This is a genomic window from Metabacillus herbersteinensis, assembly GCF_042433335.1.
In the GTDB taxonomy this organism is placed as follows: domain Bacteria; phylum Bacillota; class Bacilli; order Bacillales; family Bacillaceae; genus Metabacillus; species Metabacillus herbersteinensis.
The window spans coordinates 26,583-52,586 of the sequence record NZ_JBHLVO010000009.1; the positions used below are offsets into that span (position 1 = coordinate 26,583).

The 26,004-nt window shown below is 34.1% G+C and carries 20 protein-coding genes; 1 reads left to right on the forward strand and 19 read right to left on the reverse strand.

What is annotated here, in order from left to right:
- Nucleotides 1-14: 14 nt before the first annotated feature.
- From ACFFIX_RS12420 to ACFFIX_RS12460, 9 genes are all read right to left on the reverse strand, one after another.
- Nucleotides 15-1,385 (reverse strand): O-antigen polymerase, encoded by a 1,371-nt coding sequence (locus tag ACFFIX_RS12420; RefSeq protein ID WP_378934337.1) that lies wholly within the window; start codon nucleotides 1,383-1,385, stop codon nucleotides 15-17.
- 2 nt (nucleotides 1,386-1,387) lie between these two features.
- Nucleotides 1,388-2,815 carry an oligosaccharide flippase family protein gene (locus ACFFIX_RS12425; RefSeq protein ID WP_378934339.1) on the reverse strand — a complete coding sequence of 476 codons (1,428 nt, stop codon included), beginning with the start codon at nucleotides 2,813-2,815 and terminating at the stop codon, nucleotides 1,388-1,390.
- Nucleotides 2,816-2,842: 27 nt separating this feature from the next.
- Nucleotides 2,843-4,156, reverse strand: a complete 1,314-nt coding sequence (locus ACFFIX_RS12430; protein ID WP_378934341.1) for a nucleotide sugar dehydrogenase — start codon at nucleotides 4,154-4,156, stop codon at nucleotides 2,843-2,845.
- A gap of 11 nt (nucleotides 4,157-4,167) precedes the next feature.
- Nucleotides 4,168-5,178: a Gfo/Idh/MocA family protein gene (locus ACFFIX_RS12435; RefSeq protein WP_378934343.1), complete on the reverse strand. Its 1,011-nt coding sequence runs from the start codon at nucleotides 5,176-5,178 to the stop codon at nucleotides 4,168-4,170.
- Nucleotides 5,171-5,896 (reverse strand): hypothetical protein, encoded by a 726-nt coding sequence (locus ACFFIX_RS12440; protein ID WP_378934345.1) that lies wholly within the window; start codon nucleotides 5,894-5,896, stop codon nucleotides 5,171-5,173. The genes ACFFIX_RS12435 and ACFFIX_RS12440 overlap by 8 nt, the downstream gene beginning before the upstream one ends.
- A 55-nt stretch (nucleotides 5,897-5,951) precedes the next feature.
- Nucleotides 5,952-7,064 carry a DegT/DnrJ/EryC1/StrS family aminotransferase gene (locus ACFFIX_RS12445; RefSeq protein ID WP_378934347.1) on the reverse strand — a complete coding sequence of 371 codons (1,113 nt, stop codon included), beginning with the start codon at nucleotides 7,062-7,064 and terminating at the stop codon, nucleotides 5,952-5,954.
- Nucleotides 7,065-7,149: 85 nt separating this feature from the next.
- The gene (locus tag ACFFIX_RS12450) at nucleotides 7,150-8,187 is read right to left on the reverse strand and encodes a glycosyltransferase family 4 protein (protein ID WP_378934349.1); all 1,038 of its coding nucleotides are present in this window, start codon (nucleotides 8,185-8,187) and stop codon (nucleotides 7,150-7,152) included.
- Nucleotides 8,188-8,285: 98 nt separating this feature from the next.
- Nucleotides 8,286-9,350, reverse strand: coding sequence for a glycosyltransferase family 4 protein (locus ACFFIX_RS12455; protein ID WP_378934351.1), 1,065 nt, complete (start codon nucleotides 9,348-9,350; stop codon nucleotides 8,286-8,288).
- A 303-nt stretch (nucleotides 9,351-9,653) separates the two neighbouring features.
- Entirely contained in the window at nucleotides 9,654-11,699 is a 2,046-nt protein-coding gene (locus ACFFIX_RS12460; protein ID WP_378934353.1) for a M14 family zinc carboxypeptidase, read from the reverse strand.
- 298 nt (nucleotides 11,700-11,997) lie between these two features.
- On the opposite strand from ACFFIX_RS12460, the gene ACFFIX_RS12465 reads away from it, so the two are divergent.
- Nucleotides 11,998-14,538: an SH3 domain-containing protein gene (locus ACFFIX_RS12465; protein WP_378934355.1), complete on the forward strand. Its 2,541-nt coding sequence runs from the start codon at nucleotides 11,998-12,000 to the stop codon at nucleotides 14,536-14,538.
- A 45-nt stretch (nucleotides 14,539-14,583) separates the two neighbouring features.
- Here the strand turns inward: ACFFIX_RS12465 and ACFFIX_RS12470 are convergent, their stop codons facing one another.
- The 10 genes from ACFFIX_RS12470 to ACFFIX_RS12515 all read right to left on the reverse strand — a co-directional run bounded on the left by ACFFIX_RS12470 (nucleotide 14,584) and on the right by ACFFIX_RS12515 (nucleotide 25,985).
- A complete protein-coding gene (locus tag ACFFIX_RS12470) occupies nucleotides 14,584-15,681 on the reverse strand; it encodes an acyltransferase (protein ID WP_378934357.1) in 1,098 nt (365 codons plus the stop codon).
- A gap of 152 nt (nucleotides 15,682-15,833) precedes the next feature.
- Nucleotides 15,834-16,544, reverse strand: coding sequence for an acyltransferase (locus ACFFIX_RS12475; RefSeq protein WP_378934359.1), 711 nt, complete (start codon nucleotides 16,542-16,544; stop codon nucleotides 15,834-15,836).
- 6 nt (nucleotides 16,545-16,550) lie between these two features.
- Nucleotides 16,551-17,804 (reverse strand): glycosyltransferase family 4 protein, encoded by a 1,254-nt coding sequence (locus ACFFIX_RS12480; protein WP_378934360.1) that lies wholly within the window; start codon nucleotides 17,802-17,804, stop codon nucleotides 16,551-16,553.
- 23 nt (nucleotides 17,805-17,827) lie between these two features.
- Nucleotides 17,828-18,928, reverse strand: coding sequence for a glycosyltransferase (locus tag ACFFIX_RS12485; protein WP_378934362.1), 1,101 nt, complete (start codon nucleotides 18,926-18,928; stop codon nucleotides 17,828-17,830).
- Between the two features lie 25 nt (nucleotides 18,929-18,953).
- Entirely contained in the window at nucleotides 18,954-20,060 is a 1,107-nt protein-coding gene (locus ACFFIX_RS12490) for a glycosyltransferase family 4 protein (RefSeq protein ID WP_378934364.1), read from the reverse strand.
- A gap of 131 nt (nucleotides 20,061-20,191) precedes the next feature.
- Complete coding sequence (gene wecB, locus ACFFIX_RS12495) at nucleotides 20,192-21,334, reverse strand: non-hydrolyzing UDP-N-acetylglucosamine 2-epimerase (RefSeq protein ID WP_378934366.1); 1,143 nt, start codon at nucleotides 21,332-21,334, stop codon at nucleotides 20,192-20,194.
- Nucleotides 21,335-21,568: 234 nt separating this feature from the next.
- The gene (locus ACFFIX_RS12500; protein WP_378934368.1) at nucleotides 21,569-22,894 is read right to left on the reverse strand and encodes a UDP-glucose dehydrogenase family protein; all 1,326 of its coding nucleotides are present in this window, start codon (nucleotides 22,892-22,894) and stop codon (nucleotides 21,569-21,571) included.
- 20 nt (nucleotides 22,895-22,914) lie between these two features.
- Entirely contained in the window at nucleotides 22,915-23,808 is an 894-nt protein-coding gene (gene galU / locus ACFFIX_RS12505) for a UTP--glucose-1-phosphate uridylyltransferase GalU (protein ID WP_378934370.1), read from the reverse strand.
- 288 nt (nucleotides 23,809-24,096) lie between these two features.
- Complete coding sequence (locus ACFFIX_RS12510) at nucleotides 24,097-24,897, reverse strand: SGNH/GDSL hydrolase family protein (protein WP_378934372.1); 801 nt, start codon at nucleotides 24,895-24,897, stop codon at nucleotides 24,097-24,099.
- Between the two features lie 467 nt (nucleotides 24,898-25,364).
- Nucleotides 25,365-25,985, reverse strand: a complete 621-nt coding sequence (locus ACFFIX_RS12515) for an LPxTATN C-terminal sorting signal domain (protein WP_378934375.1) — start codon at nucleotides 25,983-25,985, stop codon at nucleotides 25,365-25,367.
- Nucleotides 25,986-26,004 lie beyond the last annotated feature (19 nt).

Consider the following 26,004-nt stretch of genomic DNA (forward strand, 5'->3'; position numbering starts at 1 on the left):
ATTTAGCCTTTTTTCTAAGTTTTAGACAAATACTCTTTAAATCCACTTAATAAGTCATTCTTAATCCTTATTAATAGTAGACTCCCTAAAAATAAAACCGTTATTAATAACCAAAAAGGATTAAATAAAAAGTCTACAAATCCTCCAACCACAACCCTGGGAATATTAACAGTAAAAAAAACAAAAATCGTAATGACAACTGGATCCTTAGGTAACCTTATAAAAATGATGTACAAGACTTGAATGAAGACACCTAGGTATAGAGTTCCGATAAATATACCTAAGTAACCGAAATTAGCAAAAGCTTCACCAGCAAATAATGTATTTAAAACTCCAGCAGTACCCTCTTCTACCTTTTCAGGAAAATAATGCCCCATTACAACCCTGGCTGAACGAACCTGTTCTAAATCATATAAATTTAACACCATATTAGGTAAACTTTTTCCATTAAGGAAATCTATTTGTTGGCCAAATAAATCCATGTGAAGATAAAATGGAGATATTTGAGAAAGGATAATCCTTCCTAATGGTCCACTATTATAGCTTAAAAACTGTGTTGCAGATGTTACATTTTGAACAAATATATATAATATAACAATGAAGGCAACAGCAGCAGTCCCAATCAACAAAACTAATTTAAAGTTTAACTTAACTTTACCTATATATATATTCACAAGTAAAAACATGAGGAGATAGAAGAACACCGGAGCTTTTTGTAAGTCATAAATAGAAACAAATAGACTTGCTCCAAATAATAAGATAAATAGTATCCTCCACCGCTTCTGATTCGTCACGTATGTGTAAATATATGCAATAAGTGAAAGTATGGGAGTTAACCCTAGAGCAAAGATATTTTTTATGAGGACATTTCCTTTAAATTGGTGAGAAGCTTCTATCCTTAATTCTCCTAAGTTTGTTGCTCCTTTAAATAACTCAATTACAGGAATTTGTTCTAAACTTACTAACATATAACCAATGGATAACAGTGAAATTACGGATAACCCAAATAATAAGTAAAAAAAGTCATTAGATTTATTAAATAGTAGATTTACCGGCTTTTTCATATAATGTTTAAATTCATCATCTGCCCTAAATCCAAATAAATTGGAAATCATCAGCATTGTGAGCGGCATAGCTAGCATGATATAGCATATCCAGTAAAAACCAATATATCTATACTCCTGATTAGACAACCTAGCTATCATATAGTTATCATCAATATTTAATGCTATTAATAATGCACCGATGAAGCTAGACAAAAGTAACGAATAATAAAACAATATAGATATCATATTGGGTCTTAGAAGTGACAAAGAGCCAGATACCTTTCGGAACATATATGTGGATAAGCATAATGTGATAATCCAAATAACCAAGTAAACCAAAATTATCTTCCCCTAGTAAAGTTTAGTACTGTCTTACCAAAGCCAGTTAGAAGTAGGACAATAAAAAAGAATATCCATGAAATAAATATATAATACGAATTGAAATTATACATATATATTATAACAATAGATCCTGTTGAGATTACCCCACCAATAAATGGTATTAATAATTTTTTCAAAGAAACAGGTATATAGTATACAGACTGACTTTTAATAAATATTAGAACATTAACTAGAACATAGGAAATAACTAATGCAAGTACTGCCCCCCAAATTGAAAACAAAGGGATAAGTGATATGTTTAGTATCACAGAAACAACTGCCGATATACCCACATAAATTGAAATAACAGCGGTTTTTTCTTCTAAAAATAACCCTACAGATACTATTAAGTAGTAGAAGCTTAAAAACGATCCTAAGCTAAGCATGGCAATATAATTTGCTGCTTCCATATAAATCATATCTGGAACCATAAATTTCAAAAGAAATGGTGCTAGAGAAGCTATGCTAATTAATCCTAGCATACCAATTATTAATATTATGTAGAATATATTAGCATATATCTTCTTTGCATTGGGTTGATCTTTTATAGACATGGAATATGGACGCCAAGCCATTTGTACACTTGATGTTAGTAATGTTATGACGGTGGCAAATTTAATAGCGACCCCAAAAATCCCAACACTTTCTAGCGATTCAAACATAGATAAAAATATACGGTTGGAAAACGTAATAATCCAGAATGCAATAGAAGCAGGAACGAGGGGGGCTCCATACCTAAGTAATTTTATCAATTGATCTTTTCTGAATTTAAAGGACAAGAAATTGAATAACGGTCTTATTAAAAAGACAAGAACGACTAGACCACTGATTAGCCGTCCTATATAAATTGATTCAACCTTCAAATTTAAAAATTTAAGTAATACGTATGATGATAATGCCACCAATAACAATTTAAATACAGTCAAACCTGCAACTTTTTTACTCTTAAAGTTAAATCGATCAAACGTTAATAATAAGGTAATGACAGCCTCTGATATCAGTACTGTTCCAGCAATAAGCACAACAGAATAATAGTCCCTACTACCTAAAAAAACTTCAGCAAAGTATGGGCCCATTACTATAAAGATTAGGAAAAAAACCATAGCAATAACAAGTCTAAAAGAGAGCGCCGTTTTAAAGAATTGTTCCTTATCTTTCTCTTCTTTCTCTTTATAGAAATAATAAGCTAAGGCATTGTCTGTCCCGAATATAATGACGAAAGTTAGAATGGAAACTATTGACTCAATTAACTCGAATGCGCCCATTTCTGATGGATTTAAATATGTCGTATAAATGGGGAGCATCAGAAAAGCTATCAACTTCGTTCCAACATTCATTAAAGCATAAAGGAGGGAATCCCCTCCTAATCGCTTAAGTTGTTTTAACACTTTGTTCCGCTCCTAAAGAGAAATCAATTATAATTTAGTATACTTTTCTGGCTTTGGATAACCCTTCATACCATTTCTAGTATCGAATAAAACTCTTGCAGAAGTTCCAATTAGATTGTAATCAAAGTTACTGTGATCTGTTGTTAACAAGACAACATCCGCCTGTTCAATTAATTCCTTAGAAAGAGCATGAGTTTCAATAACTTCACCATTTAATTTAAATTTAGGGACGTAAGGATCTACAACCACCACATCGGCACCTTCTTTATATAGCTTAGTTAAGATTGGAAGAACAGGTGACTCTCGCATGTCATCAATATCCTTTTTATAGGCTACTCCTAAGATGACTACTTTAGAGCCTCGTAATGCTTTTCCGTCATCATTTAAGATGTGCATTAATCTCTCAACAACAAAGTCAGGCATTGAGTTATTGATTTCTCCGGCCAACTCTATAAGTCGGGTATGGTAATTATATTCTCTTGCTTTATAGGTTAAGTAAAAAGGATCTATTGGAATACAGTGTCCTCCAAGACCAGGACCTGGGTAGAATGCCATAAATCCATAAGGCTTCGTTTTTGCAGCATCAATAACTTCCCAAACATCGATGCCCATTTTTTCACATAAGATTGCCATTTCATTAGCAAGTGCTATATTAATATGTCTAAATGTATTTTCAAATATTTTCTCCATTTCAGCTACCGCTGGGCTAGAAACTTCATGAACATCGCCTTCAAGCACAGCACGATACAAAGCAGCAGCTACTTTAGTACAACTTTCCGTGATCCCTCCAACCACTTTGGGAGTATTTTTAGTATTATATTGTTTATTACCAGGATCAACACGTTCTGGTGAATAAGCGATAAAAACATTTTCTCCACATTTTAATCCAGTATTCTCTAGTTCGGGTAAAACAATTTCCACAGTAGTCCCAGGATATGTTGTAGACTCTAGTACGACAAGCATTCCCTCATGTGCATATTTTGCAATTTCCCTTGTAGAACTCTCTACGTATGATGTATCAGGTTGTTGATAAACATTTAATGGTGTTGGTACGCAGATAGCTACCGCATCAACTTCACTAATACGGGCATAATCAGTTGTAGCAACGAGCTTATTAGTTAAAACTAGCTCTTTCAATTCTTGATCTACAACGTCACCGATGTAGTTAATTCCTTGATTTACTTGATCTACTCGACTTTGTTGAACATCGAAGCCAATTACAGTAAAACCAGCTTTTGCTTTTTCTACAGCAAGTGGTAAGCCAACATAACCTAATCCAACTACACCAATAACTGCATTCTTACTCTCTATTTTTGACAATAATTTTTCTAATTGATTCATTCATATTCTCCTTATAACAAGATTTTTTTTCCAGTTTCAGCTGACTCTAATATGGCTAAAATTAATTTAACAGGCGCAAGCCCGTCGTTTCCTGACACAACTGGCTCATGATTGTTTTTAATTGCATCTACCATATCTTCAATAATCCACTGGTGCCCTGGCTTTCCGAATGGGTCTAGTTCAACCTCTTTAACAACTTTAATTCTATCTTCGTCAGTTTGACCCTCAATGTCCCAAGTTTCTATATAGTTTGCTGTTCTTCCACTTATCTTCACTGATGCCTTTTCTCCAAAAATCGCCAATGACTCTTCCAGGTTTTTTGGGTAGATCGTAGTTGCTGCTTCAATAATCCCTAAAGCGCCATTTTTAAATTGAAGAACCGCTGCCGCTACATCCTCTGCTTCAATTTTGCGTAGTCTAGTAGTCGCCATTGCTTGAACAGATTCTACTGGTCCCATAAGCCAAAGCATTAAATCAATATCATGTATTGCTTGGTTCATTAAAACCCCACCATCGAACTCTTTCGTACCTCTCCATGGTGCTTGATCGTAGTAAGCTTGATTTCGGTTCCACCTTACCGTTGCATTTGCATGGCTCAGAGTACCAAATTTCCCCTCTTCAATTTGTTTTTGAAGCATGACAATTGCAGGTCGAAATCTATTTGGATGCACAACAGCGAGCTTAACACCGTTTTCCTTCGCAGACTGAATCATCTTTTCACAATCTTCTAATTTGAGCGCCATAGGCTTTTCAACAATGATATGTTTTTTATACTGTGCACAAAGAGTTGTTAAGCTTGCATGTGCTCCAGATGGAACACATATGTTTACAACATCTAGCTCCGGCAATGTCTCTAACATCTCTTTTAAATCGGTATATGTTTTACAGATGCCTGAAAATTCCTCTAGACGAGCGGGGTTTGTATCACAAATTGCTAGTAAACTCGCTTCTGGTATTGCTTGTATAGCCTCTATATGCTTCTTTGAAATGTGGCCGATACCAACAATTGCAAAATTAATCATTTTGTTTATACCTCCTTGCATCTAAGATATATTTCCATAATGTTAATAAAACAAATGAAAGAAATACGCCTGCTATAAATGCAATAATAAGATTAGATTTCACATATGTATCTTTTTCAAGTACTGATGTAGTTAATAATTGTGGTTCTTCATAATTGGATAGCTCTTTTTCCAATACTTCAATTTCCGCTGCATTTTCTAAAGACTCTTCTTCTTCTTTACTTATTAGGTAAAGAGCTAATTCTACACTCTCATCTTTTTCAGAACCCCAATCTTTAGCAAATTCCATGGTGTTTTCTTTTACTTTTGCAACCTCCTTTAAGGTACGGAGCTGTACTTCTATACTCTTTAATTCTTCATTAGCAGCTTTAATTATTTTCTTATTATAAGCATCAGTAAATTTACCTAGCACATCATTAACTTTCTGCTTGTCTAATCCATTAACATGGAGGGTAATAAGATTTGGTACTGCAGTAACATTAAAATTTTGATCCGTCTCGATATCTTTAAGTAAGACGGCTTGTACTAGATGAGGTTTACCAAGAGAATCCTTTTCTACCCCTCCTGTATAGAATGTTGACTGCCCATTGTAAGATGGCTCTGACAATGAGTTGAAAACGAGAGCAACTATGATCATTATTGCTGGGAGTGGTAGAAGCCATAATTTCTTTATCCATAAAAAATGTAGGTAATCATAAAAAACAAATCGTTCTTTCAACCGAAGATACCTCCTTATAACATAGTGCAACCCCCAATGTCTCGGGGGTTAAATGTTATTTAATAAAGAATTCAATGATTTTTTCTACTACATATTTTTGCTGTTCTGGTTTAATTTCTGGGAACATTGGAAGTGATATTGCCTCATTTGCAGCTTTTTCTGAAAGAGGGAAATCTCCTTCATTATATCCAAGTTCTTTAAAAACAGGCTGTACATGCAATGGTAATGGATAATATATCATTGTTTGTACCCCTACTTCATTTAAGTACTGTTGAAGTTCATCTCTTTTATCAACACGGATTGTATATTGATGAAAGACATGGAAGTTTTCTTCACGTTCAATTGGAGTAACTATTTGATCTCCTAGAGCTTCTTTAATCATTTTCGTATAGTTATCGGCAGCTTGTCTTCTTTGTTCTATCCAAGTTCCTAGCTTTTTAAATTTAATATTTAATATAGCTGCTTGCATTTCATCTAAGCGGCTGTTGTACCCAAGAACATGGTGGTAATACTTCGGTTTACTACCATGAACACGAATAACACTCATCTTTTCAGCTATATCTGGATTGTTCGTAACAACCATTCCTGCATCACCGTATGCACCTAAATTCTTGGTAGGGAAGAAGCTGTAACATGCGGTATCGCCTAACTCTCCAACCATTCTTCCTTTGTATTTTGCTCCTATTGCTTGAGCAGCATCCTCAATTATAGCCAAGTTATGTTTTGCAGCAATTTCTCTAATTGGATCCATGTCGGCAGTTTGTCCGTAAAGGTGTACTGGAATAATAGCTTTTGTTTTATCAGTAATAGCAGCTTCTATAGCCTTTGGGTCAATATTAAAAGTATCTTCTTCAATGTCAACAAATACTGGAGTTGCCCCAGCTCTAGCAATTGCTCCTGCCGTTGCAAAAAATGTGAAAGGAGTTGTAATAACTTCATCACCTTGTCCTACACCGCAAGCTTGTAAAGAAATATGTAATGCATCACTTCCGTTTGCAACCCCAACTCCGTATTCAACATTTGAAAGTTTAGCAATGTCTGCCTCGAATTTTTTTACATTTTCACCTAGAATAAATCTTGAAGAGCTCATAACTTCATCTAGTACTGTAAGAACTTCTTCCTTAATATTTGAATATTGCTCAGATAAATCAAGCATAGGAACTTTCACGTTAATCGTCTCCTTAAAAAATATTTCTAAACTATAGTATCATATATATTATATAGATTATAGTGTAGAATTTAGCAACTATTTGTTACGTTTTGTTATATTTTCGGTTTAAAAAATGGATAATCTTATTAAAATTGTAATTATAAAAATAATGACTAATAAAAATAACTAATAATGAAAACAGTAAAGTTCCCCAAAGAATTGCTTTTGAGAAGATAATTGCAACAATACCAAATGTGGCCGAAAGCATATACATAAGCAATACAGCTTTTCTGTGTGATAAACCAAACTTAATTAACTGATGATGCAGATGCTCTTTATCGGGCGCCATAACGGATTGATGCTTTTTTAGTCTTCTGAAAATAGCTAAAAAGGTATCCATTAATGGTAATCCCAAGATGATTACTGGTAAAAATAAACTTGAAACTGTAACTGTTTTGTAAAGTCCCATTAATGATATAACCGAAACCATAAACCCTAAGAATAATGACCCAGAGTCACCTAAGAAGATTCTAGCTGGAAAAAAATTATGATATAGAAATCCTAAAATACTTCCCAATAGAACAAAACTGAGCATTAGTATGGTATCTTGTTGATTAATAATCGCGAGGATGACAAATACAAAGACAATAATAAAAGAAATACCAGAGGCTAAACCATCAAGTCCATCAATCAAGTTAATTGAATTCGTTATCCCGATTATCCAAAGTACTGTTATAGGGATAATTGAAACTGATAAGTCAACTGTTCCAATAAAAGGTAGATATAGAAAATCAACCGATACATGCCCATAAACAACCACTAATGCAGCGACAAATTGAATAATTAATTTTTGATAAGGCTTTAAAATGTAAATATCATCCAATATCCCTAATATAACAATTAATGTTGCCCCTAATATAACTTGTATGTTGCTCATAATGGGAAAACCAATAACAATAAGCCCTATTATGAAGGCTAAATATACCCCTAATCCACCTAATCTCGGCATTGGTTTAACATGGACTTTTCTGTGATCTGGAATATCAACAGCATTAAGTTTTAAGGCTAATTTACTAATAAGTGGTGTAATAATTAAACAAAAGACATAGGAAACTAAAAATCCCATAATATTTATTAGCATATAATCATACCCCTTATAGTTTGCAACTTAATCCTAGTATGGATAAACAATGCCAAAACTATTTAGAGTAAATAAAAAAACTGCCTTAACGGCAGTTTTTAAAATTCTCTCTTCACAATTCTTCTATATAAATTAAGCATGGGTCTGTAATTACTTCCAATCAAACCAATAGCCTCTGCGATTAATTCCAGAAAGATTAGAAGTGCAAAAGTAATGATGAGAGCTCCCCACAAAGTCGCTGTTGAAAAGATTAGTGCACTAACACTAAATAAAGCTCCAAGACCATACATTAATAAAACGGCTCTCTTATGAGTAAGACCAATTGATATTAATCTGTGATGTAGATGTCCTTTATCAGGAGCTGAAATTGGCTTTTTATTTATCCACCTTCTTAGGATAGCAAAGATGGTATCGAAGATTGGGACACCTAAAATTAAAATTGGGACTACAAAACTAAATAGTGTAACACTTTTGTAAAGCCCTAAGAGTGACAATATTGAGATACTGTATCCTAAAAATAGCGCACCTGTATCTCCCATGAATATTTTAGCGGGATTAAAGTTATAATATAAGAAGCCTAGCGTGCTACCTAAGATAATAAGTGATAAAGTTAATATAAGCATTTTCCCATTCATCATAGCCATAATTGCAATTGTAGTAATAGCTATTGTAGAAATTCCAGCAGCAAGACCATCAAGGCCATCTATTAGATTAATTGCATTTGTGATTGCAATGATCCAAAGTATAGTAACTGGGTAAGAGAGGACACCCAAATCATATACTCCTACAAATGGAATTTCTATAATAGACACTGTCAGACCACTCGCAACAACTATCACGGCGGCACTTAATTGTCCCAAGAGTTTTAATTTAGCTGATAATTCATATTTATCATCAAGAATACCTGTCATTATGATAATCATACTACCAATAATGATCGCAGTTAATTTTTCATTGTATAGTTCAGCAGTAATGTACCCTACAATTACACCTATGAAGATAGCCAATCCACCAAGCCTTGGCATTACTGAATGATGTACTTTCCTAGAATTAGGTTCATCAGTTGCACCAATTCTTATTGCAAATTTAATGACCAAGGGAGTAACGATCAGTACAGTTATTAGTGATGCGAAAAACGCAAGAATAACTGATCCATTTAACATGTTTATTTCTCCTCTTCCCTCGTTTTTATCTTCTTCTAGTCCAAAAACAGTTTACTATGTAATTTTATCGATGTAAATGGTTTTTATTTTAATTCCCTTTTACTTTTATAACAATCTCATAACACATTAAGGGAAATAATTGAACTATGCATAGCTAGACTTTAACTTGAAGAGCAAAAATTGTATATCCTTCTAATAGTAATGACACCTTGTTTGTAACTAAAACACCTGCATAATCAAAGAGTATGATTAGCAGGTGTAATTATAGAATCACCTTAATTTCTTGCTTCTTCACTCTACTCCTTAATCACCCTTCCGCTTCCAAAGAAGGTTTCCATCTATTTTCACCCAACCTTTTTTTCCGCTATATTCTACAGCCACCCAGCCATTCCATGTTTTATAAGCATAAACATTTGCGCCAACTGGAACGTTTGTTGTAACTACAGCGCCCTCAAATGGGTAATTTAAAACCTGACTATCTGTTGTAACATCATAATAATCATTAATTTGAACAGGATTAAAATTTCTTTCAATATCCTCATTGGTCAACCATAACTTACCAACATCTGTTTGAATTGCAAACCACTCTTCGTTCTGCGCAACCAATCTAATAGGTTGAGGTCGTAATTTAATAGGACTCACATACTTTTCATTCGGTCTCTCATACAAATCCTTTTCCTTTATACTTAGTGCTAGCTCATTTAATGTTAACTGCCTTGTCTCGTTTAAAGGATGATCCCAAAGTAAGTTTCCATCAATTTTCACCCAACCCTTATGATCGCCATGTTTAACAGCTACCCAGTTTTTCCATACCTTATAAGCCTGAACAACTTCACCTGTAGGAATACTCTGTTTAACTGTTGATGTATCAAAAGGATAATCCTGCTGATTTACATTTTTAACTACATTGTAAAATGAATTAATAGTAATTGGCTTATAGCTTCTTTCCACATTAGCTTTTGTAATCCAACGTAATCCTATATCAGTTTGAATTCCATAATAATTTTCATATTCGTAAAGGACATTTATTGGCTGTGGTCTTAACTTAATACTTGTAACTTTTTTAGAAGAAGGACTTGAAAATAAAACCTTCTCTTCTGTAGCTAACATAAGTTCATTCACTTGAATAGGTTTTCCCGAAATATAATTTTTATCTAATCCATATACCCATACATTTCCATAGGCAGGATGAAGTATTCTGAACCAACCATCTTTAGCAGCATTTATATGTAGTGTCCCTGGTGACAATTTTAGATTTGTCAAATGTTTATTTTCCGGCCGATTATAGATTGGCCATTCATCAAATGAGGTAATAACCCAATCTACTATTCTTAAACTTGAGTCCCATAGTCTACTACCCTCTTTTGCTAGATATAATCCAACACTTTGGTTTCTTCTCCACTCTTCGGGTAGTACAGATAGTGGCGGGTTTGTTTCCTTTACATAGTAACTGATTTCTGGAGTATAACCTGGTTTTTTAAATTCAGACACAAACCAATCTTTATAACCTCCGCCGCCTGAATTTAAATTTGGTGCTACTAAAGAGTAGTCTGTGATATCAGATAATACTTTTGCAATATTATGGTCTCGCGAATAGTTTGAACCCGTTTGGCTGTAATGCCAGTATAAAATACGACCGCTGGAATGATAAGCAACAGCAATCTCAGGAGAAATCTCTCTTGTAAACTGGGCGATTGCATTGGCTTCTGGTGCCTCCAAAGCAAATCTACCACTATAGTTTTGATAGGATGGTTTCGTAGGGGCTCTAGTCCCGTCCCATCCTGAAGGATACTGCCTATTTAAGTCGATTCCCTGAGCATTTGCCTTCCAACGTAAAAAATTCATGCTTCCACCATTCATCCTTAACAGTGAAGAATGCGCCCAACTAGGAAAAGCTTTTAATCCTTTTTGTTGGAGAGTCACACCATCAGGATTAACCATAGGTACAAACCAAATAGATGTTTTATCCAAGTACTTTTGTGCTGGGAGATTTCCAAATGAGCCATTTTTCTGGTAAGCACTTGCATATTGATCAATCATTTCCATCACAAGGTTTGTTGTAGGCCATTCACGAGCATGATGTGAAGCGTTAATATGTATAATTGCGTCTCCACGTCCTAATTTAATTGCCCAAATATCTCTCCCAAAAGGTGTTTTACCAATGGATTTATATGTAATTAAATGAGGATATTTTTGCTTAAGCTTTACAATGTCTTGTGTAAGAACCTCATAAGTATAAACTCCTGATGTTTTTAATACTGGTGCTGATGATGACTTTTTCGTGAAAAAAGTAAATGATAAACTAATAAATAGAAGACAAATAATTACATACTTAATACCCTTTTTCAACTTGCTCCTCCTCTTAAATTATACCTTTATAAAATTATTTTCAATTAATAAACTACTAGAATATGTCTATTATAGTAGACTCTTAAAATAAAAGGAATAATTGTCGATTATATTATCGACAATTTTCGTAACATTTTTAATACATTTTATAGTTAAATTTTCCTATTTTCTAATAAATATTTAAATTCATACATTTATACATTCATATATGATATAAATTAACTGTAGTTTTTTAGCGAAATTTGAAAGGAAGTGTAAATTAAGGGTGTTTACTAAGAATAAAGAACTAGTTTTTTTCATGGTTATGGTGTTTGGGCTTACACTATCTTTTGCAGCCAATGCAAAAGCAGAACCCGCAGCAACATATGCAAAAATTATAGAGGATGTTGTAATTGTTCAAGATTCTCCTACCCCTGGTTCAACTGAAATAGGGAAAGTGTATAAAAATCAGTTCTTCCCTATATTGAATACGATAGATGGTTTTATTGAGATACAGTTGAACCCAGAGCAAAAAGGCTGGATTGATTCAAATAAAACCCAGATACAACAACATTATGAAGCATTAATTCTTTCAAATGTTCAACAAGTTTATGAGAGTCCAAGTCTGAGAGCAGTAAAGCTTGAGACATTTTCTAAGGATTTGAAAATCGTTGTATTAAAAGAAGTAAATGGGTGGTTAGAAGTACAAGGTCCGCAGTCTCGTGGGTGGATCTATGGAGGTATACTTCCAGTTGATGAAAATATAGTAGTTTCAAACGTTACGATTTACGATAAGCCTAGTACAAGAGCAAGCCATATTGGGAGTTTGAGTGATGGAGACCAAATAAAAATATCAAAAGAGATTAATGGGTGGTATTCAATCACAGCAGGCTCAACAAATGGGTGGGTCTTTTCTGGTCACTTATTAGAGGAAGTTCCGGCTCCAGTTAATAACTTAGCTATTTCTTCAATTGTATTACCAAAAACACTTGATGTGTATGAAAAACCAAGTCTAAGAGCAACCCATATAGACACTATTATTAAAAATAACCCGGTTTCTATTCAAAAAGAAATAAACGGTTGGTACGAAATTCAATATTCGAACGGTAGGGGTTGGGTTTACCAGGGCCTACTAAAAAATATCCAAGTTGTGGTTGCCGATCATGTGAATATTTATGAAAAGCCAAGCACTAGAGCTAATGTGGTTAAAAATCTTACAAAGAATAATGAAATAAATATAACCAGTGAAATTAATGGGTGGTATGGTGTAACAATTGAAGGGAAAACTGGCTGGGTTTATAAAACTCACATAACAAATGGTAGTCCAAAAATTAACGCACTAAACCAAAAAGCAATTGTGCTGAATAAGGAATTAACTGCTTATGATAACCCTAGCCTTAGAGCCAAGCAAATATTCAAATTAAACAAGGATGCACCAATTACGCTTATACAAGAAATTAATGGGTGGTATAAGATACAATCACAAACAGGTGAGGGATGGGTTTATAAAGGAATCTTAATCTCTACTAAGACTGTTAATGCCAATTCTGTATCTATTTATTTAGAACCAAGCATTAGAAGCACCGTAACAACTACGATAGAAAAGGATGATTCAATATCAATCATGAATGAGATTAATGGTTGGTATTTTGTCAATTCAAGAGAGAAGCAAGGATGGATTTATTACACACATCTTACAGAGGGTAGCCCTGCCGTACCAAAACCTCTAAATATCGAAGCAATCGTTTTGGACAATACATTAACTGAATACACTAAACCTAGTTTAAAGGCAGATAAAGTTGGCCTCATTGACAAAAATACACCTGTACTAATTCTAAAAGAAATAAATGGCTGGTACGAGATTAAACATAATAATTATACTAGTTGGATCTATCAGGGCTTGTTACGATCAACCCTGCTTACCCCCTCAACAAACCTAACGGTCTATGATGGTCCTAGTACAAGAGTAAACATAATTGACACAATTGAAATCGTCACTCCAATTAGAATTCTTGAAGAAAACAACGGATGGTATTTTATAAGTTATAGCCAGGATAAACAGGGTTGGGTTTATAATACTCATCTTAAAAGCGGGAGCCCTGCAATCAAGAAGATTAGTGCCGTTGTGGTCTCTAGCGACACACCGGTCTATTACAATCCAGACACAGAAAGTAAAGTTGTAAACCATTTATATTCAGAAGTAAAGATTGATATTATCAGAGAAATAGAGAGTTATTACTATATCATTACGTCAGATAAACTCACAGGGTGGGTTTCAAAAAACGCTGTTCTACCTTTAATAGGAAAGGTAACACCACTAGCAGGAAAGACAATTGTTCTTGATCCAGGTCATGGAGGAATAGATAGTGGGGCAGTAGGAAGATATCTTGGAACTTATGAGAAAGACTTAAATTTAAAAACGGCAAAATTATTAGAAGCAAAGCTAATGAAGTATGGTGTTAAGGTAATATTGACGAGGTCCAATGATCGAGCTCTATCCTTACCTCAAAGAGCAGATATAAGCAATACAAATGCTACAGACGCATTCATCAGCATACATTATAATTCTAGTGTTTACACAACTCCTAGAGGTATTGAGGCACTATACTACAGCCAAGATAAAGACTATGCTCTTGCATCATTTGTTCAACAAGAAATGATTAAAAAGACCAATTTCACTGACCGTAAAGTAAAGTTTCAAAATTTACACGTGACTAGAGAAAATAAAAAGCCTAGCATTTTAGTAGAATTAGGTTTCTTATCAAATGCAGTTGAGGAATCCGTAATAAGAACCGACAGTTATCAAGAGAACGTTACCGATGGGATTGTTAATGGGTTACTTCTATACTTTGACCGTTAAATTCCATCATAAAAAAGAACTCGTCAACAATGACGAGTTCTTTTTTCATGAAACATTGTGACTTTTAGTTGGTATATTAAACGGACGGGACTTTTGACCATTAACTTTTGGAACCGTAATAATATATTGATTAAATGGAAGAAATTGTACTAGTTTAATAATTAAAATTGAACCTAGTAATACAACTACGAATATCAATGGAAAGTACAAGGTTCTCCAGTACTCTTCGGGTAAAAGCTTAGTGAGACTGTAGATAACTAACGGGTGTACTAAGTAAATCCCCATTGATAAAGAGCCTAGCAAAGTTAAAGCTTTTCTTATAATTTTTATACGATCAAGGTAATCTCCTAGCCCAATAAATGAAATTGATAATATTGGAATGTTAATAAAATTCATCATGCGGTTTGAAGCAACAGAACCATATACTTTATACTCAATATATCCACCAATTACCACAATAATTAGAAGTAAAAACATCATTTTAGTATTTTTCTTTGCAAAAGTGTGAATCTCTGCCCAGAAATATGCTAAAAATCCACCAAATATAAAAAAGTAAATCCATCTAAATAAAAGGGCACGGTCCCCTAGAAATAAATTCCATGATTCCGTTAGGTTAGCAGGTAGGGAAAAGTATTTCAAAAAATATACATTCAAAATTAAACTAGTTAAAAGTAATAGAAACCACCCAATCTTTGTTCTAATTAATTGGATTAGTGGAAAGATCAAATAGAATTGTAAAACAAGTGACATGAAATAAAGATGATAAAATGAATCTCCTAGGAAAAACCTAACAATAATATGCTCTCTCATAAATGGATTTGCACTCTCAAAATAATACATGATTAGTAAATAAAAAATACTCCATATCAAAAATGGAAGTCCTATTTTTGTCAGGCGAGAGCTTAAGAATTTTTTAAATTGAAACCCCTTGTTGTTAACTTGATTGAATAATAGAAAACCACTCATTAAAGCAAATATCGGTGTTCCAAAGCGCCCAATTTGATTCACAAAAAATGTATAATCATTAAATTGTCCTTGCTGATAAAAATAAATTCCTGAAACGTGAACTAGTACAACTAAAAGACAAGCAATCGCTCGTAAGTAATGTATTTCAAATATATATTTCCTTTTTGTTTCGTTCAAGACCGTCTTCACTTCCTTTTAATATACTCAAATATAATAAATGGAACTTGGACATTATAACAAGATTCGACAATTTGTACAATGAGTGTATTTTTAGAAATAATCCTATAAAAAAAACGCATGTATACTACATATGCGTTTGAGATTCTTAATTATTGATTTTTTAATAGTTGATCTTCTGGCACTTTCCTTATTGTTCTTGCAGGACTACCTATTACAAGGTCTTCACTTTGAACATCTTTCGTTACAAGACTTCCTGCACCAATGGCAGCATCTTCTTCTATCGTTTTGCCTGGGAGTATCGTGGTATTTGCCCCAACTCTACCACCCTTTTTAATGGTTACGCCCTTAAATTTATCGTATCTTTCTTTTGATCTGGCCATGTAGTTGTCGTTTGTTGTAACAACACATGGTGCTATAAAAACGTAATCCTCAATAGTAGAATATGCTGTAATATAACAATTTGTTTCTAGTTTACATTTAAGACCAATTGAACAATCATTTTCAATTGCGACGCCTCTACCTACAATTGTCTTTTCACCAACTGTTACTCTTTCACGAATCGTAGCAAGGTCAGCAACAAAAACATCTTCGCCAATCTCAGCATTAGCATAAATAATAGCAGAAGTTCCAATGGTAGAACCCGATCCAATGCTAGCAGGTGGTAAGGTTTTCACATCAGGTAAGATGGAGTTTTTCGCTCTAGTTGGTTGTTTTCCAATAACTGCATTATCCTGAATTAAAACATGACTACCAATCTTTGTCCCTGCGTAGATTATTACATTATTTCCAATTGTTACATTTTCTCCAAACGTAACATCTTCTTTAATAACGACATTTTGTCCGATGTTTTGGGGAGCCATTTATTCTCACTCTCTTTCATTTGAATATTGTTTTACATCTTCATTCATGGCCTGAAGTAGCACATTCGCTAACTGATCCCATGAGTGGTACTGTTCAACATATTTTCTTCCATTCTTACCTTTTTGCTTTATCTCATCTCTTGAATTAAAGGAAAGCAACAGTTTCTCTGAAAGCTCTACAGCATCTAACACCTTATAACCAGCATTCGCTTTCTCTACAATCGTATCCGGTATATTACATTTAATGATAGTAGGTAGTTCAGCTGCCATATAATCATAGACCTTATTTAAACTCATACCCCATTTGTATAGGTCTGCATCCCACATAGAAATTAATCCTACATCTGCTTCTTTTAAAAGAGAAGGAATCATTTCCTTTGGAATAGGGTCTATAAATGTAACATTCGTTAATAATTCGTCCAAGGCTCTTTTATGCAAACGTTCCTTTTCAACCCCTGCACCAACGAATAAGAAATGTATATCTTTATTCTTCTCTTTGGTTAATTTAGCTGCATCTAATAACACATCTAGATTATTAGCTAGACCATGGGCTCCTGTATAAACACCAATAAACTTCCCTTTTAATATTTGTAACGCTTCCGATATGTCATTTGTTAAAGGAATACGCTCATCATATCTTTCTAAATCAGCGCCATTTGGAACATATAAAACCTTATCAGTACTGATACCTCTACTTTTCACATATAGATGGGCCCTGTCAAATAAGACGATGATTCTCTTAGCCTTCTTATAAAGGAATAGTTCGAGCTGATACAATATTTTCACAATGAAGCTACCAGGTTTAAATTTCCCTAAATGAACAAGAGTTTCGGGCCATAAATCCCTTTCCTCAAAATAAAATAGTGATTTTCTCATCTTCGATACAGCATAACCCAAGAAGGCTGCAAAGGGGTGGACAATAGTACCCATTACGATATCAGGGTTATCAGTCACTTTACGAGATGCAAAAAACCCCCTTACTGTATAGCTTAGAATATTTAAAACACGGTTTATATTATTTCCTTCATACGGGGTTGTTCGAACCCAAACATATCGAATGCCATCATACTCTTCAATCTTGTAGAAACCTTTTTCATCCTGCTTAAAATGACGCTCTTTCCGTGAACGATGATCATATGATGAAGCAAAGATGGTAACTTGATGACCATGTCTTACTAATCTTTTTGCCAGGTCATAATCTCTAGTGATTCCACTAGAGCCGGGAGGGATAGCATAATGATTAAAAATCCAAAATTTCATAAAAACAACCCTTTGTAATCAGATTATTTAAGCAATGCTTTTACTACGTTTAACTCTTTAAGAGTTGTATTTTCTAGAGAAAATTTTTGTTTTAGCTCTTTTGTTGTTTCTATAGGCTTAATTTCAGTTAGGACACTATGTAAATCAATATTTACATTTTCGTTGTTCATAAAGAACACATTATCAAAAGACCCTAGCATTTCTTTACATATAGGAAGATCAGATGTAACAATCGGCATCCCATAGGTCGCTATTTCACACATCATAACTCCCTGTGCATCCAACCTTGTTGGCATAACTGCACAATGATAGTGATTTAGCAGTTCTGCAAGATCGTTTGGAGTTAAAAATTCTTGGAAAACCTCAATATTTTCCGGCTTTTCCCGATACTCAAAATATTTCCCTTTGCCGTATATATGAAAAGTCAAATCCGGGTGTTTTTCGGCTAACTTTACAACTAGATCCACACCATACTTAGATGTATCTAAAGGACGAATTGTAATAAAATCAGCTCTCTTATTATCAATTGGTAGGTATGTCTTCTCCAAGAAAACTTGATTCATTGTGTTAGAGATAATGTAGGAGTTTTTATCAAGTATTGATTCTGGTATTTTTATATTCTCAAGAAAAACATCTTTCATCCATTCACTAACGAAAATAATTTTTAACTTATTTTGATTGAATAACTTTGTAATAAACCCTTTTAAATAAGTCAATTTTAGACTGTCGTATAGATTATTCGCCACATTTTTCATTGAACTTGTTTGAATAAAGTCATATTGTTGAGGATAATACTTTGACTTCTTCATAACTTCGTGACCGTGAATAAAGAATAATACTTGACGATAGACTATTTTTTTATTTAAAAGAAAACGAATATGATTCCTTAGATTCGGTGCATGGCTAATAACTAGATGAATATTGTCACCGTTATACTGATTAAAAAAATCATCATAACTTAATACATTTATTCCTTCATATGTATAACTTTCTTTTGTATTAAATGACAATACATTCACTTCAACTTGGTCACGTATATATTCAAGATTCCTCGTGTGCACATAATTCATGGCATATTTATTACTTTCACTAGGATAATCTTGCACCAACACTAACAATTGCAAGACTAATCACTCCTTAGGATTTTAGTTAATTCGTTAAGGTTTCATGTACAGTAAGTGCTCGATGATACCAAAGATGCTTCTCTTTAAGCGCAAGTATAGCATGGTGTTTGAGTTCATCCCTCTTTTTCGGATCTAACATTTCTTGAAGAGCATTATAAATTGACTTTTCATTACTTTCAACAATAATTCCAAAGTTCCCATCATTCACTAGATCCATTTGAGCATTACAATTTGTCGCTATCATTGGGAGTCCATAAGAAAGATATTCGAACATTTTAACCGCGACTGCAAAGTCATTATATACATCTTTTTTTATAGGAACAATTCCAAAGTCAGCTTTCCTATATAGCGGCATCAGCTCTTCACCAGAAGCATGAATCAATTGAATCCACGAACTATTAATATACGGCTCCATTAGGTGAGTGAATTTAGCAAGTTCCTCTTTACGGCAAACGAATGTAAGCGTAATTTGAGTTTCCTCTTTATTCAATTTTTGAAATGCGTTTAGCATTTCATAAACACCATATCGCGGATGTATACCCCCAACATAAATCGCTCTTGGCTGTTCATCTAATAAAGGGCCATCAGGTCGTATGAAATCTATTCCTCCTGGTGGAAGTGCCACTACTCTTTCATCAGGAAACTGAATATATTCATTCATATATTGGCTAGGTAGATAATAGATATCAGAGTATTTTTTAAATAAGGAAAGTTCGGCTTTAAACAGAAATTGCATACCTTGCTTAACCCCTTGTCTTACTGTATAAAGATCATTAAACTTCCAATAAGCATCTCTGTAAAAAATACCAAGAGGAATATTGTGGCTTTTCAAGTACTTAAAAAATTTAATTTCCAAGAAAGGTTTTCTCGGAATATGATCTTTATCGGTCAACCACATAGGGATTGTTGCATTTTCCATATAACAATACAAAATATCGGTTGGGTTTACTTCATTGTATAATTGAGTTAATAATTTTTCTCTTTGTATCGAGTCTCCAAATATTTCAATTATTTCTAAACTTTCTTTTACTCCTAATTCCTGAAAAGCTTCTAGCATTTTTCGAGGTCTTACTGCAGAGCCACTTGTCAGCTCGCGCATGCTATATGGATAATAAACGATTACTTTTTTCATGGAAATCTTCCTTTAGATAATTTTTCATATCAGTACTATATTACTTTTCAATGATACTCTTGTAAACAAGAGAATAGGGACTGATCTAAAAGTACTTTCACTTCTTTTAGTCCAGTCCCCCCTTATTCTTTCTAAACCCTAAATGAATCAGGCTTATTATCTCTAATATGAAAATAATGAAGTATTGCCTCTACGATACGCGTTGATGCTTTTCCATCACCATATGGATTTGATGCTTTCGCCATCTTTTCATATTCCACAGGGTCAGTTAATAAAGTATTTGCTAGATGATAAATGGTTTCCTCTTCTATTCCAGCAAGCTTTAATGTCCCTGCATCAATTCCTTCAGGTCTTTCAGTCGTATCTCTTAAAACTAGTACTGGGACCCCTAATGAAGGAGCTTCTTCTTGCACTCCACCTGAATCTGTTAGAATTAGAAATGCCTTTGATGCAAAGTTATGAAAATCGTATACATCCAAAGGCTCTATCAGATGAATTCTTGGATCTTTACCCAAAATCTCATCTGCAACTTCACGAACCGCAGGATTTAGATGAACAGGATATACGACTTGGATATCCTGTTGTTCAGTCACCAATCGTTTAATTGCCTTAAACATATTTCTCATAGGTTGACCAAGATTTTCTCGACGGTGTGCTGTTAATAGGATCATCCTATCCGAACCAATCTTTTCAAGTACTTCATGGGTATATCCGCTATGGATTGTTGTTTTTAATGCATCTATTGCAGTATTACCAGTTATGTAAATCGTTTCTGAATCTTTATTTTCTGCGACTAAATTATCAAAAGACTTCTGAGTTGGTGCAAAATGAAGATCTGAAATTACACCTGTCATTTGTCGATTCATTTCCTCCGGATAGGGTGAGTGCTTATTCCAAGTTCGCAATCCCGCCTCCACATGACCAACGGAAATTTGATTGTAGAGTGCAGATAGGCTTGCTACAAAGGTAGTCGTCGTATCACCATGTACTAGAACGAGATCTGGTTTCACTTTTTTCATAATATCATCCAAGCCCTCTAATGCACGAACAGTCACTCCTGTAAGTGTCTGACGGTCCTTCATAATGTTTAAGTCATAGTCAGGCTTTATTTTAAAAATGTCCAAAACTTGATCCAGCATTTGTCTATGCTGAGCAGTAACTGTAACATATGATTCAATCTGTTGAGAGTTTTTTTTAAGTTCAAGTACAAGTGGAGCCATCTTGATCGCTTCTGGCCTTGTACCAAAAATGGTCATTACTTTAATTTTTTTCATATTCTCACCCACATCAATTTTTTACTATATACCAAGGATAATGAAAATAATTATATTATACAAGTGTAACTATGAACTTAATGTATTCCATAGCTAATTTTTCATTCATATATAGTATTAATCCCTATTTTTTATAGCTTCAATCATGAAATTGCTTTTTCCCTCTTAAATATAGAAGTGATAGGAACATTCTACTATAAAAAGACCTTGGTAGAAAGCCAAGGTCCGAGAAACTTAACTATTAATAATTAATGGATTAACCGCTTGACGTCCCACAGAGTAGTAAGAAATTCCACTATTTTTAGCTTTGTGCAGATCATAACAATTTCGCCCATCGAATATAATTGGCGTTTCCATAATTTCTACATACTTCTCAATAGGGAATTCTTTCACTTCATCCCACTCAGTAATTATAAATGCCAAAGTAGCGTCTGTTAATGCTTCTCTGATATCATTTGTAAAGAAAACTCCTTGCTTATATAAATCTTTAGCCTTTAGATGTGCGACTGGATCATAAGCTACAATAATTGCTTGCTCCTTATTTAATTCATTAATAATAGTTAACGAAGCGGCCTCACGGATATCATCTGTATTAGGTTTAAATGCAACACCTAAAACGGCCACTTTCTTCCCTTTAAAAGAATCAACAACCTCTCTCGCCTTCTGAAGGAGAAGCAGCGGCTGGTTATTATTGACTTCAATGACTGATTCAAGTAAGTCAAATTTGTGTTTTACATTACCTGCAAGCTGTACAAGTGCTTTTGTATCCTTAGGAAAACATGAACCTCCGTAACCAACACCCGCTTGAAGAAACTTTGGACCAATACGGTTGTCCAACCCTATTCCCGTTGATACATCTTCTATGTTTGCTCCAACCTTTTCACAAATATTTGCGATCTCGTTAATAAAGCTTATTTTGGTTGCTAAGAATGCATTTGAAGCGTACTTGATCATCTCTGCACTTTCTATATCCGTGTGGAGAATAGGGATATTGAGTGGAGAGTATAGCTCCTCTATGACAGAAGCTGCCAACTTGGATTCACTACCGATAATAATCCGATCTCCGTGGAATGTATCTTTGATTGCGGATCCTTCTCTTAGGAATTCGGGATTTGAGACGAGATCAAACTTCGTACCATTCTGTAGATCTTCTTCAATCCATTTCTTTATTTTTTGATTTGTGCCTACTGGGACGGTACTTTTTGTAACAATTATCAATTCTTTTTGTTTACCATATTTAGTAATATCCTTGGCTACCATTTTAACGTATGATAAATCTGCTGAACCATCTTCTTCTTCAGGCGTTCCAACTGCAATGATAACTATTTCTGGATAAGCATAAGCACAATCTCGATTAGATGTAAAATTAAGTCTCATTCTATCTAAATTACTAACGATAAGTGCATCTATGCCCGGTTCATAGATTGGTGACTTCCCAGCCTTTAAACCTTCTACCTTTTCCTCATTGATATCAAAGCAAGTGACATGATGACCAATTTCAGCTAACATAACACCAGTTACTAATCCAACATAGCCAGTTCCTGCAACCGTTATCTTCAAGTCTACTCCTCCTACAAAGCTTAGTGACCAATACGCTCTTGGTTCGTAATGACTTGTTCTAAATAAGATAATAATTCGTCTTTCAAATCTGCCCGTTGAAGAGAAAAATCAATTGTCGCCTTAATGAAACCTAGTTTATCGCCAACATCATATCGTTTACCATCAAAATGATAAGCAAGAACTCTCTGTTTCATTGAGAGCTCCTTTAAAGCATCAGTTAACTGAATTTCTCCGCCAGATCCTGGTTTAAGACTTGCCAAAATATCTAAAATATCTGGACTCAAGATATATCTCCCCATAATGGCGCTATTGGAAGGTGCTTCTTCTGGTTTTGGCTTTTCCACCATGTCATTTACATGAAACACATCTTTTGCTAGTTCTTCATCGCAGTAACTAACAATCCCATACTTAGATACTTCTGATGTACTCACCTTTTGAACACCTACCACAGTACTTTGATGCTCTTCATATACATTAATTAGTTGCTTTAAACAAGGGACTGAATTAGATTGGACAATATCATCACCAAGCATTACTGCAAAGGGTTCATCTCCAATGAAACGGCGTGCACAGTAAATTGCATGTCCTAGGCCTTTTGGTTCCTTTTGCCTTATATAATGTATATTTGCAAGTTCAGATATCTTTTGAACTTCTTTAAGAATATCCCATTTCTCCTTACTAGCCAGTGTTTCTTCAAGCTCATATGATTTATCAAAGTGATCTTCAATGGCCCTTTTTCCTCGTCCACTAACAATCAGTATATCTTCAATTCCAGAAGCTACAGCTTCCTCAATAATATATTGAATAGTAGGTTTATCAACAATTGGTAACATTTCCTTCGGTTGTGCTTTGGTTGCGGGAAGAAATCTAGTTCCTAGTCCAGCAGCAGGTATAATTGCTTTTTTAATTTGCATAAGTGCTCCCCCTTTAATGTAAGCCTTCCCTGACTAATTCTTATTCGTCAAACTGAAGGTTTTATAATAGAGTCATGGCTATATGATTAAGAATGTGGGAATAACATTTCATTGCCATTGAAAAGAAATATTGGGGTAAATACCATTTACTTTCTATATACCTACTTATATTCATTTTAACTTAATATATATATAGAAAAGTTAAGCTATCGTAAATTTTTTATAAAATCGTTTGAAACAATAAATTTAATAATGGCAATTAGTAAATTTTTTAATTACAAGATCTTATTAGTTACCCCCAACAAAATATTCACCTAAATACCCCGCCCAAACTTCATTCCCGAGTTGACTAGGTTTATTTCTTTCTTCCGTTACTAATCCTCTTAATTCCTCGTTGTCTATTTCCGGCCAATTTTCCCAATGATTCAAATATATTAAATCATTTTGTTCGGCGTGTTCCCTTAGCTTTTCGACCTCTTTCGGATAAAACTTAGCGTTATAGAGCGGATGAGGAGGTTGGATAAGGATTGTAACATTTTCATTTCTAGCGCTCCATGATTCTAGAATTATATCGATATTTTCAAGGGTATTGTCTGTCCCAACTAACTGACTATTATCTTTTAACATTGCTGGTTCATATAGAATGATATCTGCTTGAAGTTCATTGACTACCTCATATAGTTCTTCATTCACAGTATCACTAGTCGTTTTTCCCTCTTCTGAAAGAACAGTTACCTCAAATGTATCCTTACCATAGGTACTATTTAGCTCTTGCTTTAAAAGATCTGGCCAAGCACCTGGGTCCTTGGATGTAGATTCTGATCCGTAGATAACTAGATGAAGAGGCTTCTTTTTTTCATAGGAACTTTTTATCTTATTTTGTATTTCTTTAGGTAAATTGCTCATATATAATTCTATTTCTTCAAAACCTTTATTCTTTTCTTCTGTTTTATCAATTTCAACCTCAGTTTTTCCACTTGTTGCGGCCTTTTCGCCCTCTGCAGAAATTTTGCTTTTCCAATGAAAATTACCTAATACGATTGTACCCGCACAGAGAATAATTGTTAGCAAAACTAATAGATTTTTCAAAACCATTTCCTCCAATAATCGACATAAATCTCCTAATAGGATTATACACTAAAATTGGAATAGGTTTAAAAAATTTCCATAGTGAAAGCCCATTATATAGGTGTTTTTCCTCAAAAAAAGGAGTATAGGTCCTCTCTTTATAAAAAATTAACACTTTATAAAGAACAAAACCATTTCATTTCGTTCTATATTAAACTACAATAGTATTACACATACATATTATTACTTTTTTGGAGGTGAATAGTCATGCCCCTTCTTCAACAGAAAGAAATATTTACACCTTTAAGGTTTATCGGAATTGGGTTCTTCAAGTGTAGAGATGATCAAACACTGTATTTTAAAATCGGGAATAAACCATGGAAGAAAATGATTTCCATTTAAGCATCTTTGTTGAGATGCTTTTTTTTGCTATTTTTCTATAAAAAATAGAGAAGACACCCATTCGGCACCTTCTCCATACTTCTTCTTTAAATTTTACTCATTTTTCTACTTCGTATTACATATATGCTTACCCCAATTAAGATAAGCACCACACCAATGAGCAATAGATTATAAAAGTCCGTGGCAGTACTTGGCAGGTTGTAAGCACTTGTATTTTTAATAGGAGTCTTCCCATCTTCATTAGTAGGATTGTCATCTCCAAATGTTACTTCTGGAGGGTCTTTCTCGTCATTTTCAGATGGTGTTTTTCCTTCATCCACATTCGGCTGATCTACATCGAGTACAAAGTTTAATGGATTGTTCATAAAATCTTCAGATTCCAAAACTTCAAATTCAATTACAAACTCTTCTCCACCCTCAGTGTACACATAAAGCTGATAATTCCCTGTTTGAAGTTTAAATACATCTAATGGCTCTTCCCCGCTAAAATCAACAAGACGTCCATCTTCTTTAGACAAGCCAGATAAAAAAATTTGCTCGTTCCCCTCATCTGCCCCTATTAATTCAAATTCAGCAGCTGACTCTGGGTTTCCTTTCTGATCCTGTAAAAAGATACTCACATCTTTAAACACGGTGTCAGCTGCAAGTGTTGTCACCTCAGTTGATACAAAGCCAAAATGCTCTTCGCTTTCGCCTTCATTAGACAAATTTCTACAAAAGTTGAAA